The organism is Streptomyces sp. NPDC001933, from assembly GCF_042890955.1.
In the GTDB taxonomy this organism is placed as follows: domain Bacteria; phylum Actinomycetota; class Actinomycetes; order Streptomycetales; family Streptomycetaceae; genus Streptomyces.
The window spans coordinates 13615-31262 of the sequence record NZ_JBIASS010000027.1; the positions used below are offsets into that span (position 1 = coordinate 13615).

The window sequence follows — 17648 nt, forward strand, 5'->3', positions numbered from 1 at the left end:
CCCTCTTACACAATGTCGGATTTGTGTGGCGGGCGCCTCTGGATACCGCGCCAAGGGCCCCTCGCGGATCTGGCGCCGGTGCCGCACCCGCTCCGGAGACCGTTCCGGAGTACGGGACTGCGGTCCTCCCGGGAGGAACCGGCACGGAAAGACCCGGCCAGCCGTTCGTCCGAGCTCGCCTTTTGATCCCCGGCGTCGAAAAGTGCCTCGAACCGGGGCGCTGACCTGGGCATTCTCCGGGCGCCGAGGTGGCCTTCGCTTGGCTCATGTGCGCCGGGCAGGGGATGCACCGCCTCACCGGCTTCTACGAACAACTCACCGCGCCCGGGACTGTTTCGGCCACGACCACCGTCTCCGAACGTTTTGCACGGTTCGAGCCCGGCAGCACCGAGGAGGACATGAGCGATCTGATCGAAGAATTCATGACGACCATGGCACCTGTCATCAAAGACTTCGTCGCATCAGAAACTTCCATCGATCTCGAAGCGTCGACGGGCATCTTCACCGAGTACTCGGTCGATCTACTCAACACCCAGCAACGGGAAGCGCTCGAAAGGCTGGAAGCCCGGCTCAATGAACTTCACGAGGGGTGATCGGCAGACCGAGCGAGGCGTCGACAACGTCCTACTGACCGCCTGCAACGCCGACCCGACGCCCTATCTCTCCCCGTAGCGTCGTCCAGGTGCCCGATCGCGTGGCGCACGACCCGGCGCAGGGTGTCGTCGTGGTCGCCGGGCCGGCGAAAGTGCAGGCGTTCCCAGGTGTCGGTGGAGACCAGGGTGCCGGTCACCGGGCCGGCGACCACGGCCAGGGTCAGCACGACAGACGGCAGGGGGCTCCCGTGGAAGCACAGTTGTGGAGCGGACCGGTCGGCGTCGCGAAGGAGACGTACACCGCCTCGCCGCGCGAGGGGGGTGCACCGCGTACAGCAGCGGGGTGCAGGGGCTTCTGCCTTGCCCGGTGCCGGTCGCCCGGAGAGTGTGTGTCGCATGTGAGGCCCAGCAGGCGACCGGAGTTGAGGCCGAGGCGAGGGAACACCCGCCCGTGATCACGGCCTCCGGCGTCACGGGCGTGTGAGTGGTTCGAGGGCAGGCGATACCTTCCGACTTCGAACCACTCCCCCATAAGGCCGTGATCGTTCTCACCGGCATTCTTCTGCGCCGGAACTGCTCACGCCTTGGTCCGGGAGGTCCCGCAGGCGGGTCAGAATGGCACGGCAGTTGCGCTGAAACTCCAGGTCGCGGGCGACTCCCCGTCCCCAGGACTCTCCGCCGCGCTGTGGCTGTGCCATCGCGGCCTCGATCCGGTGCAGTGCGGGGTGTGCGGCCGGGCCCATACGGTTGAGGCAGGCGACGACGTCGCACGCGGTGGAGTCGTTGTCCCTCCAGGCGTTCAGTAGAGCCGGCAGAACGACGTCGGCCTCGTCGTCCCCGCCTGTGTCCCACAGGGCTGACGCGGCGTGGACGAGGGTCCAGGAGTCGTTCAGCACGGCCGAATCGTTCTGCTCGTTGCGCGCGTTCTGCTCGACCTGCTCGTTCAGGATCTGTCGCAGGCGCGGCAGTACGGCTGCGGCGGGAGGGCCGATCCGGCCGGCGAGGTCGATCGCGTCGAAGTTCCGGTGGTGGTCGAGGAGGCGTTCCAGCAGTGGCGCGACGTTCTCGGGGCGGCGTTCGAGTTCCCAGACGGCGCCCGCCGCGGCGGTGCGGAGGGAGACGTTGTCCGCGTCGGTGAGGGGGCGGACGACGTCCAGGGCGGATGCGGCGCGGGTACCGAACGACGCAAGCGCCTTCAGGACAGGCTCTGCGGTGCGCCATTGCTTGTGCCGGACAGTGGCTCGGGCGGCTTCTACGAGGGCAGGTACGGCCGCCGGATCACCGAGCTTGGCGAGGGCGGAGGCGAGAGCCGCAGGGCTGACATCGGGCCACTCCCGGGAGTGGTCGACGTCGGCGAGACGGTGGACGAGCCGGGGCGTGAGTTCCGTGGCGGACTGGGGCAGGTGGCCAACCGCGTTCACGGCGCGCCAGGCGTCGGTGTCGGTGTCCAGCGCGGTTAGCAGACTGGGCAGGGCCCTCTCGTCTCCGAGGCCGGCCAGCGCCACGACGGCCTGCTGGTGGGCGCGGCGCAGGGCGCGGCGCGGACTCCGCCCACGCATCGGGCCGATGGGTGGTGATGTAGGCGGCGAGAGCTTCCCGGGCCGGTTCGGCGAGGGTGGCCAGGTATCCGAGGGCCTCGGCCGCGGCCGCAGCGGTGTAGGAGTCGTGCGGCAGCAGGCAGTTGCCGAGGAGTCGCACCAGACGGGTGTGATCACCGCGCAGGGACGTGATGAGGCTGCGTGCCATGTCGATGGCGTCGTACCGGGTGCCCGGGTCCGGGCTGCACAGCTGCTCGGCGAGCAGAGCCGTCCGGTCTTCGACACGCGCGCCCAGGGCCGCATGGAAGGCCACCAGCAAAGGGGTGGTGGGAGCGTGGACGCGGCCCTGCCGTTCGAGGTCGGCGAAGGCGGCGGCGATGTGCCCGGGGACGTTCGGATCGGTTTCGGGCTCGGCCTCGCACGCACACGGGCGTGAGGGGTCCCGGTCCCCTCGCGCCTGGTCCTGTTCGGGCTGGGGTGCGGGTGTGACCTGGCGGAGCAGTTCGATAGCGGTCGGCACCGTCTGGTCGTCGATGGACTCGGGAGCGCAGCGGGCCCGGTGGACGAGCGCCGCCAGGTGGGTGTCCGGATCGGTCGTGCCGCAGTCGGCCAGCGTGTCCAGCCACGTTCGCGCCGGCGCAGCGGCCGCAGGCAGACGGAGCGCCAGGTCGGCCATCGTCCGCACCACCAGCAGACGCTCGGGGACTCCGCTCTCTTCCACGAGGCGGTCCCGTAGGAGTTCCACCGCCCGTTCGGCATCGTCCAGGAAGAGACCCAGCCCCTCAATCGCCGCTCTGCGTACCCGTGAGTCGGGGTAACTGGCGTAGGCGACGAAGGCGTCGGCGTGTTCGCGCATCAGGTTCGCGGTGTCCGGGTAGATCGTGGAATCTTCCCCGTCGTCGCCGCAGATGACGGCGTAGATCTCTTTGGCATCGATCGCTTCCCGCCCAATGCTGAGCAGCAGCGCGACGACTTCCCCTCGGTCAGGAGTCGCAGGGTCGTCCGCCATCGCGAACAGGAACGGCAGGCTGGCCACCGTGCTCGAATAGACGCTCCCTTGATGGAGCGCTGCGCCATAGAAGTTGCCGAACGCCTCTCTCCGTATGTCAGGGTCGGGCGAGACCATGTTGCGCAGCCATCCCGGCACGTCGTTGGCCGGTCCGTAGGCGTGCCCCAAGGATGCCCAGTCGGTGCTCTCCAAGTCGTTGATCATGACCAACACTATGCCGGGCAGCACTGACACTTCCGGCAGAACCGACCTCGATGCCCACCCCACGACAGGTAGGGCCTGAAGCCCATGGCGGCCGGTCTCCAAACGAGACACGACCCCCACCTCGGCTGGCACTACCAACCCCGCAAACTTCACGCGGACAAGGCATATGACATCCCTGACCTGCGGAGATGGCTCCGCGGTAAACGTATCGGCGTCCGTGTCGCCCGCAAAGGAATCGAATCCAGCGAACGGCTCGGACGCCGAAGGTGGGTCATCGAACGGACCATGTCCTGGCTGACCGGCTACCGCCGACTCAACCACCGCTACGAACGCCACCCCCCGCAACTACCTGGCCTTCCTCGGCCTCGCCGCCACCCTCTGCTGCTACAGCGGAACCATCCTGCTTTCCGTCCTCCAGGCCGACGCCGCCCCAGGCCCGGACTCCGCATCGTGGGACGAGACCGAGGGAACTGGCCTCACCTCATGGACAGCCGGCTTCCGCTACAGCGACCTCACGGGCAATACCGGCGAAGACCGCAGGAGCCGTACGAGACCAATATCGCTCACGCAGGACCAGGCCAGTACCGCCTGCGCCTGCACGTCCGAGGACGGGACATCAATCCCCGATGGCGTGCAGGACGACGACGAGCCGATCGCGGAGCACTACCTGCTCCAGGTCCGGCCGAAGCGCACACGTAAAACTGGAGCAGCCCCCAGACCGGCGGAATCCACAACAACGGCAGCAGGCTTGCCCTTGCCCGCGAAGATCCCACCGGTCCCGGGACTCGTGGGACAACGTGAACGAATTTCGGATCTCAGGAGCAATCCGGGGTGCCGGCCAATGACACCCCTGCCGCGGTTTGCAGACAGGCCCCGGCCTCCGGCTCGTGGAGCTCCAGGCCGCGCCCGATCAGAGCGATGACGGCTGAGCACGCACCTGGTCGGAACCCGCATGCGGCGAACCAGCACCCGCCCCTGGCGCGGAGCCGGTTCTGCGCGCAGTACGGGGGTTTGGGGGCATGTGGGTTTGCGGACATTGGGGTGCCAGTGACCGGTGAGTGCGGTGAGGAACGCGGAGGTGGCGTCGGGGTGGTCGCGGAGGAGGCGGCCGGTGTCTGCGGGTGTGTGTCCGGCGAGGACGAGTTGCGGGGCGAGGCGTCGATGCAGGCCGGGCCGTAAGTGGGCCCGCCATCGCCCATAACCGCACCGCACTGAACCGCACCGGCCGCGGCGCATAGCTATGCTGCTGCGCCGCTCCGCAGGGGCTCCAAGAGCGCCCTTGCCCGAATCGGGTCCGCTCAGGGGTCCCCTGGTCCGGCCATGCCGCCGCGCTGCCGGTCCTCGGCCTGGGCGACGACCCGGGCCAGGGCGGTGAGCCCGCGGCGGGCGACCGGGTCCGGGCGGAGGAAGGATCCGCCGCTCCCGTCGATGTCTTGCCCGCCTGCACTGACCCGATACTCCCGGGGTGAGACCCCGTACTCGGCGCGGAAGCGCCGGGAGAGGTGGTACGGGCTGGCGTAGCCGCAGCTGCGGGCCACCGCGGCCAGTGTCAGGTTGGAGCGGGCCAGCAGCTCCGCGACCCGCGACAGCCGGACCACCTCGAAGGCCTTCACCGGCCCCTCCCCGAGCCGTTGCCGGAACACCCGGCCCAGCTGGCGTTCCGACAGTCCGGCCGCCGCGGCGAGCCGTTCGAGCCGCACTACCCCCGGCCTGCCGTCCCGGCACCATTGGGCGGCCACCGCCTCTGCCGCGTCCAGCACCGGGGCAGGCAACCGGAGGTCCTCTGCGCCCCCGGGCAGCGGCCCGTCCAGCATGATCTCCAGCAGCAGCTCCAGCACCCGGGCCGCCTGCTCCGGCCATTCCGGAGGGCCCGAGCCGGGGATCAGCGCCAGCAGATACTGGGCGAGGGCGCGCTGTGGGTCGCGGTCGGTCAATTCCCGCAACAGCGGCTGGGGTCCGATCCGGGCGGCGAGGTCTGGATCGGTTATCCGGAAGTGCAGATAGCCGTGGCGGGTGGGGCCGTGCCGGGACCAGTCGAAGACGTCTGGCGAGCCGGGCGGGAGCAGCAGCAGGCGACCCGGGGCGAGCTCGATCCGGACGGGGCCGCGCTGCCACTCCGCGCCGCCGCTCAGCACCCACACCAGCTCCCAATCGACCAGCCGTCGCGGCCCGAAGGCGGCACCGGGCGGGTAGTCGGCCAGGCCGCCGAAGAGCGCGGCAACGCGGGACTCGTCCCGATGGCAGTCGAGGGGGGCAGTCGGTACAGGTGGCATTCCACGAGTGTGCCAGGCGCAGGGGCGTCGCGTACGCACCCGCGTCCATGTCTGGATTGGTCATGCCTGAGGCGCTACCGGGCATGGACCTCCGCCACCCGTCCACCGGATGCTGCTGCATATGACAACAGCCTCCCGCGACGGACACATTGCGCCCGCCGAGACCCACCTCCACGCCGACCCGGCCCACTACGACCTGGCGCACTTCGCCGAGAACGGCTTCGCCGTACTCCCCGACGTCCTGGACGAGGACGACATCCGCGAACTGCGCGCCGAGGCCGCGGCCGTCTGCCGTGGCGAGCGAGGGCCACTGCCCGGAGTTCTTCAGCATACGAATGAAGCCCAGCAGCACGACGCCGCTTCCGCCCCCCGGACCCCGGACGAGCGCGACGCGGACACCATGCGGGGTTACCTCTGCATCCACCAGCCGCACAAGGTCTCGCCCGTCCTGCGCTCCGCCCTCTCCATCCCGGCCCTGGTGCCCGCCCTCACCGGCGTGATCGGGCCGGACGTCAAGGCCATGCAGTCAATGCTGTTCATCAAGTCCGAGGGAAAGCCCGGTCAGGCCTGGCACCAGGACGAGTACTTCATCCCCACTCGAGACCGCTCGCTCACCGCCGCCTGGATCGCGCTGGACGACGCCACCGTCCGCAACGGCTGCCTCTGGGTGCTGCCCGGCTCCCACCGGCCCGGTGTCATTTACCCGGCCCGCGCACAGCAGGACGCCCGCTTCGACTGCTCCGACGAGGCGTACGCCTTCCCGTACCGGGACGAGGACGCGGTGCCGGTAGAGGTCGCCGCCGGCACCGTCGTCCTCTTCAACGGCTATCTGCTCCACCGCTCGCTACCCAACTCGGCGGAGCGCGGATTCCGCCGGGCCCTGGTCAACCACTACATGTCCGCCTCGTCCTTGCTGCCCTGGGGCGCCCTCCCTCAGGGGGAGTGGGTGGCCAGACACGACTGCCGGGACGTCGTGCTGGTCGCCGGAAACGATCCGTACGCGTGGAAGGGCACGGAGGACCTCGCGACCGCGCATGTCCGTCCCAGTGGCGAGGGCGGGTGCGGGACCTGACGGTATGGCTGAGGATGCACCGACGTGAGATTCCCCAAGATGAAGCCACCTTCCGCGTGCCGCACGGTCGCGTTCCTGCTTGAAGCCTTGCCCGAGGAGACGACGCTGCGCGGCTACACGTGGACATCGCCGCGCAGACGATTCGGGCCCGCACTGGCGGCGCTCGGCACCACGGCGGTCTTCCTGCTCGTACCGGGCACCTCGACGCTGGTGACGGTTGGCATCGCCCGGCTGGCCGGTGACGAGCCGGGCCACATCGGCATCGTCCCGGAGGGGCAGCACCCGGTCGACTACCTCATCCTCCTGACGGTCTTCAGCCCGACCCTGATCGCCGCCCGTGCGGCCGTGGGTCACGCCCAGCTGTGGGCGGCGATCGGCACGCACCTGACCGTCCTGACCGTGAACCGCATCATGCTGCAGGGCGAGGCCCGCGACGCGGGCGTGACGGTGGAGCAGGCGTCCGATAACGCGGTGCTGCTCGTACCGCTGTACCTGGTGGCCGTCGCGATCGCATTCCTGGCGTGCCGCCGAGTCACACGTCGGCACACGCCGGGCGAAAGCGCGTGCTCGCCGACCGCGAACGACTCCTCGGCAACGAACACCCCCGCACCCTGACCGCCCGCGCCAACCTCGCCGTCTCCTACTAGGCATTACTAGGGAGCTGTCGGGGTGTCCCGTAGCGACTGGTCAGCAGTGTGACGCGCTGCCCGTACGTCGGTCACCATGCGCCCCTGACCGGCGCGGGCCGGGCCCGCCACGAAGGGACAGCATTGTCGTACTCGTGCTGTAGAACGCTATCTGACGGCGACAGTCGCCCAGCCCCGTGTCGTAGCAGCCACCGGGGCCCTGGCGTGCCGTGGCGGCGTTCCGAGGGAGATCGTGGTGGTTGAGTTGTACAGGGGGCCGGGCAGGCGCACGAACAGCGTGCCGTTCGTGAGCAGGTCAGCCGAGCTCCGCCGGCTCGAAGCAGTCCTGCAGCACATGGGAGCCGGTGGTCCGGCCCTCGTCGACGTCACCGGTGAGGCCGGTATCGGCAAGAGCCGGTTGCTGGCGGAGTTCAGTTCGCTCGCCCGCCGCCGCGGGGCGGCCGTGTTGCGCGGCCGGGCTACCGAGTTCGAACGGCACAGTCCGTTCCAGCCGTTCGCCGACGCGTTCGCCGACCTCGACCAGCGGGTGCTCAGAGTGTTCCCGTCGCTGCGGGAGCTCCCTCCGGTGCTGCGGGGAAGGGCCGAGCCCTCGGGCGAGCCGTGGAACAAGGACCGTTTCGGCCTCTACCGGGCCACCGCGGACGCACTGCGCCGCATCCGGGGCGCGCGGCTCGTCGTGGTCCTCGACGACCTGCACTGGGCGGACCCGGCGTCCCTGGAACTCGTCGACCACCTCGTGCGGCACCCCGTGAAGGCCCCCTTCCTGCTCGTCGTGTCGCGCCGCGACCGTCAGGCCCCGGCGGCGCTCACCACGGCGCTGGCGCGCGGGGCCGACACCGGCGCGGTGCTGCGGGTCTCTCTCGGCCCGCTCGACGAACGGGAGTGCGTCGAGGAACTGGCCCGCGACCTGCCGCAGCGGCAGGCGGCCGAGATGTACGCCGCGAGCGAGGGCAACCCGCTGTACTTCCTGGCGCTCCTGACAGCCCATCGCACCGCCCGGCTGCCCGGGCTCCCGGTCCGGGACGGTGGTCCGCCCGCGGGCCTGGAAGCACTGCTGCTCGACGAGCTCGCCCCTCTGGACCCAATTGAGCGCGGCACCGTAGAAGCCGCCGCCGTACTCGGCGACCACGCCACGGCCGACCTCATCGCCGCTCTCACCGGCTCACCCGTCCCCGACGTCGTCGAGGCCCTGCGCGGGGTGATGCGCCGCGATCTGATCCGTACGGACCAGGCCGGACGCAGTCTGGCACTGCGCCACCCGCTGATCCGGGCGCTGGTCCACGACACTACCGACCCCTGGCAGCGGAAGGAGCTCCACCGCAGGGCGGCGGCCGAACTGGCCGAGGCCGGCGCACCCCTCGCCGAGCGGGCGCACCACATCGAGCGTTCACTGACCGGCTGGGATCCGGAGGCCGCCGCAGTCCTGACCAGCGCCGCCGAACAGACCGCCGTGACGGCCCCGGCCGCCTCGGCCCACTGGCTCGGTGTCGTCCTCGCGGTCCTGCCCAACACCCCCGGACACCTCGACGAACGCCGTGAGCTGATGCTGATGCGCGCCGGGGCGCTCGGCACGACCGGGGCGCTGTGGGAGAGTAGAGACCTCTTCCACCGAGTGATCGACATGCCCGCCGGCAACGAGGACGGCGAGGACGCGCTCCGTACCTCCGCCGTCGTGCAGTGCGCCGTCATGGAGCGTCAGCTCGGGCGCTACGCCGAGGCCGACGCGCTGCTGCGCCGCGAACTGGACCGGAGGCCCGGGCCGTCACCAACCCAGCGGATCGGTCTCGTCATCGAATGGTGCTGCCGCGCGCAGTTCGTCGCCCGCTTCCCCGACGTACGGGAAGAACTGGCCGAGGCGTTGCGCGGCGCCCGCGATCTGGGTGACGGACTCGGCGAGATGGGCGCCCTGACGCTGGCCGCCATGAGCGAGGCGTACGAGGGTGACACGGCCGAGGCCCGTCGACTCGCCCGGACCACGGCGGGGCTGGCGGACGCGCTCACCGACGGCGACCTCGCCGGGCTGTGCGAGCCGCTGGCCAGACTGGCCTGGACCGAGGTGATGCTCGACAGGTACACGGACGCCGAGCGGCACAGCGACCGCGGTGCGGAGATCGCCCGGCGGACCGGCCGGTTCTACGTCCTGTCGCAGCTCCTGCTGTGCAAGGCGTACGCGCACTTCCTGACCTGCCGGGTCACCACGGCGCTGGAGCTGGCCGACGAGGCCGCGACCATCGCCCGGGCCCTGGGCAGCGGCGAACTGCTCGGCTTCACCCTCGCGATCCGGTCCCTGTTCCTCATGCAGGCCCGCCCGCCGGGCGATCCGGACGTCCTGGCCGCCGCGGAGGAGGCGGCGGCAGCTGTGGAGGGCACGGGCGAGAGCTGGTGGTCCACGCTGGCACGGTCCTTGCTCGCCTTCGCCGCGATGGGCGCCGGCGACCCGCACCGGACACGGGACATCCTGCTGGAGACGGGCGGGAGCAGGGACCTGCCCCTGATTCAGCCCTCCCTCCTCCCGGAGTTCCTGGAACTGCTTGTCGCCGCCGCCTTGGCCGTCGGCGAGACGGAAGAAGCCGAACACGCGGCCGAACGCGCCCTCAAGGAGGCCGAACAGCTCGACCTGCCGACCCGTCGGGCAGCGGCGCTGCGCGCCCTCGGCCGGATTAAGGCGCACCGCGGGGACCCGGTCGCGGCTGCACGGGCGTTCGCCGAAGCCGCCCGGGAGAGCGCGCTGTCCGGGGCGACCCTCCGGGAGGCCCAGAGCCTGCTGCTCGGCGCCGCGTTCACCAGGGCCGCCGGTGACGGCGCCAGGGCGGCCGCCATGTGGCGCCGTGCCCGACGGCAGGCCGCCGAGGGCGGGGCCACGCTGCTGGTCGCCCTGGCCGACCAGCAGCGCCCGAAGGTGCTGGGTGACACGGACGGGTCGGCGGAGCCGTCCGGACCGGCCGCAGGGCTGGCTCAACTGACCTCGCGGGAACGGGAGATAGCGGAACTGGTCGCAGAGGGTCTCACCAACCAGGCCGTGGCCTCCCGGCTCTGCCTCAGTCCGCGCACGGTCGAGAGCCACATCGCCCGCGTCTACCGCAAGACGGGCGTCCCGTCCCGCGCGGCCCTCGCCACCCTGGTGGCCCGCCACACGGTTACGGCACCGGGCACGCCGCCGCCCTCGTGACCAGTGCCGTCGGCCCGACGCGGACCGGGACGCCCCTCGGCCGAGCGTCCCGGAGGGCCTCCGTGCCGTGGAGTACGGGTCGAGTTGCGTAGTTTCACTGAGCCTCGCTCGACAGGGGACGGGCGACAGGACGTCGGAGTGCCATCGGACCAGACTGTCAGTGCGGGTGCGGGAAATTAGTTCGATTGCTGCGGATTGCTGTGGGAGGAACGTGTGGCCGGTGATGTGGTGTGGACCGAGGAGCAGCGCGGCAAGGTGTATTCCACGCGGGCGCGGGTCAATCCGGACCATCTGACCGAGGGGCTCGGGCGGGGGCCGTGCTGGCTGGCGGCGGTGCCGCCGTTCGACGCCGCAAAGTGCTTCGCCGAGGCGCGTGACAAGAGCCGTCACGACACGGACAGAGGCTGGGAGTACGCGGTCCACCAGGTGGAGAGGGGGGCGCGGCACGCGGCGCCTTCGATGGCCGCACTCGGGCTGAGGGCGGCGACGCTGTACCGCAGCGGTGAGCGTCCGGACGTGCTCGATCTGGACGTGGAAGTGGCCATGGTGGAGCTGCAGTTGCAGGCGACGTGGGACGCGGTGCCGTTCTGGCTGGCGGCCGAGGGTGTCGTGTGGACGCTGCGCGCGATGCTGCGGTTGCATGAACTGGCCCACAATCAGCACGAGGTCCACTACGACCCGGGGTTGGAGTGGAGCGGGACCTGGCTCATCGAGACCACCGCACATGCCTCGTTCCAGGTGGCCGAGTGCGACTCGAGCTGGCAGCTGCTGCGCGGTGTGCTCGCGGTGGCCGACGAGGCGGACCACCGTGCGGCGCGCGCGGTCGCGGCAGCCGCGTTCGACGCGGCACCGGTGCCGGTGAAGGCGGCGCTGTCCTTCGTGTTCCCCGACGAGCGGGAGTGGGCCGACCGGGCGGCCGAGGACTGCCTCGCCCAGGGAGGTGGCGGTGACAAGGTGGTGCGGATGCTGGTCACCACCGCCGGTGTCGACTGGGGCGAGCGGCTCGTCGAACGGCAGCCGGGCTGTCTGGACGAGGCGACCCTGCTGACCCTGCTGGCACGGGAAGGGGCGGGCGCCGCTCCCGTCCTGGACGCGGCGATGCGCCATGCCCGCGGCAACAACGAGCGGCTGGTGTTCGCCCGCCATCTCGCCATGATCCGCACCCAGGACGCGGCGGAGCGGCTGGCGGCCTGGCGGGGCAACCGCAGGCTCGCCCCGCTGATCGAGGACTACTTCCGGCAGGCGCCCCACCTGGAGCCCTCGCCGTCCGGGGCGTCAGAGCTCCGCATACCGGCCGAGGACGCGACCGCCGCCGCACTGACCGGACTCTTCGAGGAGTACCGCACCTGGTATCGCGAGCACTGGGTGCCCAAGCTACTCGGCGACAAGGGATGGGAAGAGGAGGAGCTGGACGCGGAGGCCTGGCTGGACGAGGAGGGCTGGCTGGATCCGACCGGCGACCTCAGCCCGATCAGCGAGGACGACATCGCCGCCCTCGAAGCGCGGTTCGGGCCGCTTCCGGCCGACTACCGGGCCTTTCTGCGCGTGATCGGCACCGGAACGCTGCTCCAGCCGATGGAAGCGCTGCCCGGTGCCGCCCTGGAGCCGACAACACAGAGCTTCATCCATCCCGCGGACATTCCGGGGGCACACACGCTCTACACCCGCTGGCTGCACGAAGGCTGGCACGAGGAGAACGCGGGCGTCGCGGATATGACGAGGATGATGCCGGTCATGGGCCATGACGGGTACGCGAACTTCGCTCTGCTCTCGCTCCAGCACGAGGGCGACGACCGCGTCCACGTCTGGTACCACGACGAGGAGCCGGACCGAATGGACGGCGGCATCCCTTTCGTGGAGTTCCTGCACAGGATGATCGCCAGCGCCCGGCGTGAGGAGCCGTTCCCCGGGGGGATATGACCCGGCCCGCAGCCGGCTGACGGTCGTCCTCGCTGCGGGGCTCGCGCAGGCCGCCCCGCGCGGAGCTGCGCGCCGGCCTGCCGGTCCTGCGAGCGTCGGCTGCCCCGAGGGCGGCGTGCGCTGACCTTCGGCGCAAGGGGTCTTGGAGAACCGCCGGGCGCTCCGGACGACACGGGGCCGCAGCCGTCCGGGGGATTGCGGCGGCCCCGGGGGCTGGGGTGGGCCCGGCGGCTCGGAGGGGAGCTTGGCATGTGCCGTCCGGCGTGGGCATCCGTGGAACCATCCAACCTGGTACGGAAGTCCGGCGCCGTCACCGGGCGCCTGTCATGCGGAGTCGCGGCGCAGTACCAGGCGTTCGGGAAAGCGCTCCTCCACACCTGGCAGGAACAGTTCCTCCCCGGCGAAGGCGGCCTCGACCGCCGCGGGAACGGACAGTCTGGGTGGGTAGTTCTCGTGGTGGTCGAGCAACTCCGGGCGGAAGAAGGGGGAGTCGTCTCCCAAGCCGTCGTTGACGATGTCGGGGCAGAGTTGATCCAACCCGTGGGCGTAGACGAGCGCACGGATGCCTCCGTCCGCGCAGACCTCGGCGTATGAGCCCAGGATCAGGGCGCGTGCGTGGAGCTCGCCCTCGACGGTGAGCATGGCGTTGCGGTCTCCGAGTTGCCCAAGACAGGCCCCGCTGACGCGGACGTCGCCACCGACGAACACACGGATGTTGTTGGCGAAGTACAGCAAGGGGGCGTTCAGGCTCCCGGTCACGATCACGAGCCCCGGGGTGTAGTCGCACGTCACGAAATCCACGGGGGCGGTGGACGTGAGGTCGCCGTCCACCACCACGAAATACGGGCCGTCGCCGGTCTCGACCGGCTGCGTCGTCGTGCATCCAGAGGGGTAGAGCCGCACCGTCGGCGGTGCGCCCCAGTACTCGAACGCCTCCAGCGCCCAGGACCACTCGCGGCCGGGAAACTGTTCGAGGATCTCCGGGATCGAACTGGCCTGGCCTTCTTCGTCGAGTTGCACGGCTTCCTTCTTTTTCGTGATGTGGCGGGCCTGCGGTGCCGGGCTCGCCCGCAATCGAATCCAGTGAACGGCTCGGACGCCGAAGGTGGGTCATCGAACGGACCATGTCCTGGCTGACCGGCTACCGCCGACTCAACCACCGCTACGAACGCCACCCCCGCAACTATCTGGCCTTCCTCGGCCTCGCCGCCACCCTCTGCTGCTACAAACGACTGGTCCGACTCACCACATAGGACACCGTCTAATACTCCAGCAGGATTTCGCTTTCTGAGCTGGTCTTTCGCCGGGTGGCGGGAGTGTAGCGGGACTTCGGTCGTGCGGGGGCGGTCTCACTGCGACCGCCCCTCGATCGTGCGACAACGCCGCAGGTAGTGACAGCGGCGGGGCAGCCTCCAAGGGTGATCACCGAGTCTGCCACCGCGCAGTGGGACCTGGGACTGGACGATCTCTTCCTGTCCATCGGCCATCATTTCGGCCGTGTGGAGCTTCGCCGCCGCATGCGTGACTACGTACGCGGGCTACTCGCCCCCCTGGCCCGCAAGAACAGCGGGCAGCTGGCCGAACAGGCCGGTCACGCCACCCCCGACGGCCTGCAGCACCTCCTCGCCGGTGCGAAGTGGGAGTCCGATGACATCCGCGGCGACCTGCAGGAATACGTCGCCGGCAAGCTCGGCGAGGCCGGCGGCGTCCTGATCATCGACGACACCGGCTTCGTCAGGAAGGGCATCACCTCCGCCGGGGTCCAGCGCCAGTACTCCGGAACCGCCGGCCGGACCGAGAACTGCCAGATCGGCGTCTTCGCCGCCTACGCCTCCGCCCGCGGCCGGGCCCTGGTCGACCGCGAGCTCTACCTCCCGAAATCCTGGACCGAGGACCGGGAACACTGCCGCACCGCAAGGGTCCCGACGAGCGGGAGTTCGCCACCAAGGGCGAACTGGCCCGGCACATGGTGCCGCGGGCTCTCGCCTCTCCGCTGCCCATCACCTGGGTCACCACGGATTCCGCCTACGGTCAGGACAACCGCTTCCGCCGGCTGCTGGAACAGTCGGGCGTCGGCTACGTGCCGGCCGTCCCCAAGTCTCAATTCAGCGTGGGCTGTTCACAGATCGATGTTCTGTTCGCACAGGCCCCGGACGAGGCGTGGGAGAAGATCTCATGCGGCGACGGCGCGAAGGGACCCCGCATCTACCACTGGGCAGCGGTGCGGCTGCCGGCCGTCGCCGAGTTCGACTACCAGGGCGAGGTGCCTCACCGGATGCGGTGGGCACTGGCCCGTCGCAGCATCAGCAAGCCGGACGAGATCGCCTACTACCTCGCCTACGCACCCCTGCAGACCACGGCTCAGGAGCTGGTGCGGGTCGCCGGGGCACACTGGGCGATCGAGGAGTGCTTCCAGGCCGCGAAGAACGAGTGCGGCCTGGATCAGTACGAGGTCCGCCGCTACGTGGGCTCGTACCGGCACATCACCCTGGCCATGCTCGCGCACGCCTTCCTGGCCGCCACGGCGCACCAGCCCCCGGAAAAGGGGGCGGAACCGGTGAGACAGCCGGGGGCGTCGGGCTCACAGTGGCGGAGGTTCGGCGACTCCTGGCAGCTTGTCGTGCCCGGCCCCCGCACCTGAGCGGACACCGAGGGCTACACCACGCGCTGAGCTGGTCGAACTGGCGCCGCCGACGCCAAGCCGTCGCCCGCCGCTGTCACTACCTGCGGCGTTGTCGCACGATCGAGGGGCGGTCGCAGTGAGACCGCCCCCGCACGACCGAAGTCCCGCTACACTCCCGCCACCCGGCGAAAGACCAGCTCAGACAGCGAAATCCTGCTGGAGTACTAAAGGGCCGCGTGGAAGCCGCGTGTAAACGATGTCGAGGCCACGTTCGCCGCGCCGAAGCACTACTGCCCGGCAGTGACGGTTCCCCGTTCCGGGCCTGTTGCCTCGTCAGCCGCCGTGCCTCCGCGTAGCCCTGGTGCCAGCACCAAGGTCGCGGTCAGCGAGGCCATCGCCGTCACCACTATCCCGGTGGCCGGTGACGTCAGTTCGGCCACCGCCCCAGCCACTGCCGCACCCACCCCCTGCATGGTGAGCATCCCGGAGCTGTGAAGGCCCAGCGCCTGCCCGCTCAGTGCGTCAGGTGTCAGCGCGATCAGGCGTTCCTGTAGGAGCAGCCCGGCCGCGTACCCGAAGGTGGCGATGGTGACCAGCACCAGAGCCATCGGTAGCCCCGGGCCCAGCGAGAAGAGCAGGTACGGGGCGGCAAGCAGGACACACAAGGGGACGGTCAGCCGCTCCCGCCACTGGGCTGGCAGAAAGCGGCCCGCGATGACGTCCCCGATCAGCATCCCCACGGCCCCGAAGGCGAAGAGGAGACCCGCGTCGTGGGGCGAGTAGGGGACGTAAAGCGACTCCACCCCGACGATCAGACCGTTCGGCACCCACAGCGCGAGGTAGACATGCCGCCGGGGCACCGAGGACCATAGTCGCGCGTTGATGCGCCAAGTCGCGGCGATCGATGTCTTCCCGGCACCCCGTGGTGGCCGGCTGCTGAGCCCGCAACCCGCCACCACGGCGGCCAGCGCGTACAGGACGGCGGACAGGAGCAGCGTGCCGCGCGCCGAGATGATCGTCACCAGCGCGCCGCCGAGCGCGAAGCTACAAATCTGGATTACGCCGACCGACATGTTGAGGACGGACCGCCCCATCAGGTAGCTGTCCCGGGTCAGGATCTCGTTGAGCAGCCCATACCTCACCCCGCCGCTGACCGACCCGATGACGCCGAGCCCCAGCAGTACTACGAACACGGCCCAGACTGGCAGCCCGGGAATGGCCTGCACCGCTGTGCCCGCACCGAAGAGGAGGCTGAGGACCGTCATGGCGGCGCGCGGTGGCAGTCGGTCTGTACCGGACAGTACGGTGACCGCCCCTATCACCTGGGCGAACGCAGTACCGAACATGGCCAGGGAGGACAGCAGCGCCGAGTCCGTCTGCTTGTACACCAGAACGCCCAGGGCCAGCCCGCTGATCGTCTGGGCCGTGGTCTGCCCGGCCGAGGCGAAGAAGAGGGGGGTGAACTCGCTGGTACGGAAGAGTTCGCGATACGAACGCATGTCGGAGAGCCTCTCCGACATGAGATACCGGTCGTTAGATTTTCGCGGGGAGGCGAAACCTATGAGCTGGTGGCGAGTCGATACGGACACTCTTGCCGGGAGCCGTTTCGTCATCTCTCCGCTGGCCGAGGCGCTCGCTGGCCTGAAGACGCTGCATCGCGGCCGCGCTGCCCACGTCGGAGAGCACCAATGGCTTGCCGCTCACCTCTCCAGCTACCGGGACCGCCTGACCGGTGACCCAGCCACGGCCGCACTGGTCAGCGCCGCGCTGGGACGCCGGTGGAATGCAACCTTCCTCACCCCCACACCGCTGGGCGACGGCGACCGCCCGTTCGTCGAGGAGTTGGAGCAGGTCCGCAGCACCCCGCCTGCGGCAGCCCGCGCCGACGTGGAGGAGTCGCTCAACCGCTCACTGCCGAGTCTCCTGCGCCGTGATGACCTGGCCCAGCGAGCCGCGGACTTGTTGGAGTGGGTGTGGACGGAGGCCGTCGAGCCCTCCTGGCCACGACGCCTTCGGATCATTGAGGCCGACATCGTCGCCCGTACCGCCCGGCTCGGGCTGCACGGCTGGGCCACCGCTCTGAACGAGATGCGCCCGGAAATGCGCTGGCTCGGGGACGACCGTCTGCAGACCACCGTCTGCGACAGCCCGCCGCTGGAACTTTCCCGGGGGCAGCTGATGTTCGTCCCGGTCACCCTGAACCAGAGCTGGGTTTGTTGGGACGTCCCGCCCGTTGACCATCGGCGTTCGCGTTCCGCCCGGCGGTACGCGGTCGTCTACCCGTGCTCGGGGGTTCTGGTCGACGACGACCTCCGGGCGGCACCCAAGGCCCTGGCTGCGCTTCTCGGCCCCGCCCGGGCCGAGCTCCTCACCCTGCTCGACACCCCGAAGAGCACCACCCAGTTGGTGGCTCTCACTGGCCTGCCCCTGGGCTCGGTGGGCCGGCACTTGCGAATCCTGCGCGAGGCCCACCTGGCCCAGCGCCGGCGCGCAGGCCGCTCGGTCCTCTACTTCCGCACTGCGGCAGGTCAGGGCCTCGTGGCAGCACAATTCTCCGCGTCCGATGATCTTTGACGGATGGTCCTACTCCAGAGCGTGTG

12 protein-coding genes and 3 pseudogenes are annotated in these 17648 nt (G+C 70.1%); 11 read left to right on the forward strand and 4 right to left on the reverse strand.

Going from position 1 to position 17648, the window contains the following annotated elements; translation table 11 throughout:
• Positions 1-266 precede the first annotated feature (266 nt).
• A complete protein-coding gene (locus tag ACFYY7_RS38725; protein WP_388669057.1) occupies positions 267-593 on the forward strand; it encodes a hypothetical protein in 327 nt (108 codons plus the stop codon).
• 548 nt (positions 594-1141) lie between these two features.
• Here the strand turns inward: ACFYY7_RS38725 and ACFYY7_RS38730 are convergent.
• A complete protein-coding gene (locus ACFYY7_RS38730; protein ID WP_388669060.1) occupies positions 1142-2152 on the reverse strand; it encodes a hypothetical protein in 1011 nt (336 codons plus the stop codon).
• 106 nt (positions 2153-2258) lie between these two features.
• On the opposite strand from ACFYY7_RS38730, the gene ACFYY7_RS38735 reads away from it, so the two are divergent.
• From ACFYY7_RS38735 to ACFYY7_RS38745, 3 genes and pseudogenes are all read left to right on the forward strand, one after another.
• Complete coding sequence (locus tag ACFYY7_RS38735) at positions 2259-2567, forward strand: hypothetical protein (protein ID WP_388669063.1); 309 nt, start codon at positions 2259-2261, stop codon at positions 2565-2567.
• A 912-nt stretch (positions 2568-3479) separates the two neighbouring features.
• Positions 3480-3677, forward strand: a pseudogene (locus ACFYY7_RS38740) (transposase); the annotation flags it as partial.
• 708 nt (positions 3678-4385) lie between these two features.
• Entirely contained in the window at positions 4386-4523 is a 138-nt protein-coding gene (locus ACFYY7_RS38745; RefSeq protein WP_388669066.1) for a hypothetical protein, read from the forward strand.
• Positions 4524-4642: 119 nt separating this feature from the next.
• Here ACFYY7_RS38745 and ACFYY7_RS38750 read toward each other — a convergent pair whose 3' ends face one another.
• Complete coding sequence (locus tag ACFYY7_RS38750; protein WP_388669069.1) at positions 4643-5617, reverse strand: helix-turn-helix domain-containing protein; 975 nt, start codon at positions 5615-5617, stop codon at positions 4643-4645.
• A 121-nt stretch (positions 5618-5738) separates the two neighbouring features.
• Between ACFYY7_RS38750 and ACFYY7_RS38755 the strand changes: the two genes are divergently transcribed.
• The 4 genes from ACFYY7_RS38755 to ACFYY7_RS38770 all read left to right on the forward strand — a co-directional run bounded on the left by ACFYY7_RS38755 (position 5739) and on the right by ACFYY7_RS38770 (position 12425).
• Positions 5739-6689, forward strand: coding sequence for a phytanoyl-CoA dioxygenase family protein (locus ACFYY7_RS38755; protein WP_388669072.1), 951 nt, complete (start codon positions 5739-5741; stop codon positions 6687-6689).
• A gap of 39 nt (positions 6690-6728) precedes the next feature.
• Positions 6729-7304, forward strand: a complete 576-nt coding sequence (locus ACFYY7_RS38760) for a type II CAAX prenyl endopeptidase Rce1 family protein (RefSeq protein ID WP_388669075.1) — start codon at positions 6729-6731, stop codon at positions 7302-7304.
• 318 nt (positions 7305-7622) lie between these two features.
• The gene (locus ACFYY7_RS38765; RefSeq protein ID WP_388669078.1) at positions 7623-10505 is read left to right on the forward strand and encodes an AAA family ATPase; all 2883 of its coding nucleotides are present in this window, start codon (positions 7623-7625) and stop codon (positions 10503-10505) included.
• A 213-nt stretch (positions 10506-10718) separates the two neighbouring features.
• Positions 10719-12425, forward strand: coding sequence for an SMI1/KNR4 family protein (locus tag ACFYY7_RS38770; protein ID WP_388669081.1), 1707 nt, complete (start codon positions 10719-10721; stop codon positions 12423-12425).
• Positions 12426-12749: 324 nt separating this feature from the next.
• Here the strand turns inward: ACFYY7_RS38770 and ACFYY7_RS38775 are convergent, their stop codons facing one another.
• Positions 12750-13445, reverse strand: a complete 696-nt coding sequence (locus ACFYY7_RS38775; RefSeq protein WP_388669084.1) for a hypothetical protein — start codon at positions 13443-13445, stop codon at positions 12750-12752.
• A 53-nt stretch (positions 13446-13498) separates the two neighbouring features.
• On the opposite strand from ACFYY7_RS38775, the pseudogene ACFYY7_RS38780 reads away from it, so the two are divergent.
• Both ACFYY7_RS38780 and ACFYY7_RS38785 read left to right on the forward strand, forming a co-directional pair.
• A pseudogene (locus tag ACFYY7_RS38780) lies at positions 13499-13678 on the forward strand (transposase); the annotation flags it as partial.
• Between the two features lie 168 nt (positions 13679-13846).
• Positions 13847-15066, forward strand: a pseudogene (locus ACFYY7_RS38785) (IS701 family transposase).
• Between the two features lie 269 nt (positions 15067-15335).
• Here ACFYY7_RS38785 and ACFYY7_RS38790 read toward each other — a convergent pair.
• The gene (locus ACFYY7_RS38790; protein WP_388669087.1) at positions 15336-16547 is read right to left on the reverse strand and encodes an MFS transporter; all 1212 of its coding nucleotides are present in this window, start codon (positions 16545-16547) and stop codon (positions 15336-15338) included.
• A gap of 61 nt (positions 16548-16608) precedes the next feature.
• Here ACFYY7_RS38790 and ACFYY7_RS38795 point away from each other — a divergent pair, with 61 nt between their 5' ends.
• Complete coding sequence (locus ACFYY7_RS38795) at positions 16609-17622, forward strand: ArsR/SmtB family transcription factor (protein WP_388669090.1); 1014 nt, start codon at positions 16609-16611, stop codon at positions 17620-17622.
• Positions 17623-17648: the final 26 nt, after the last annotated feature.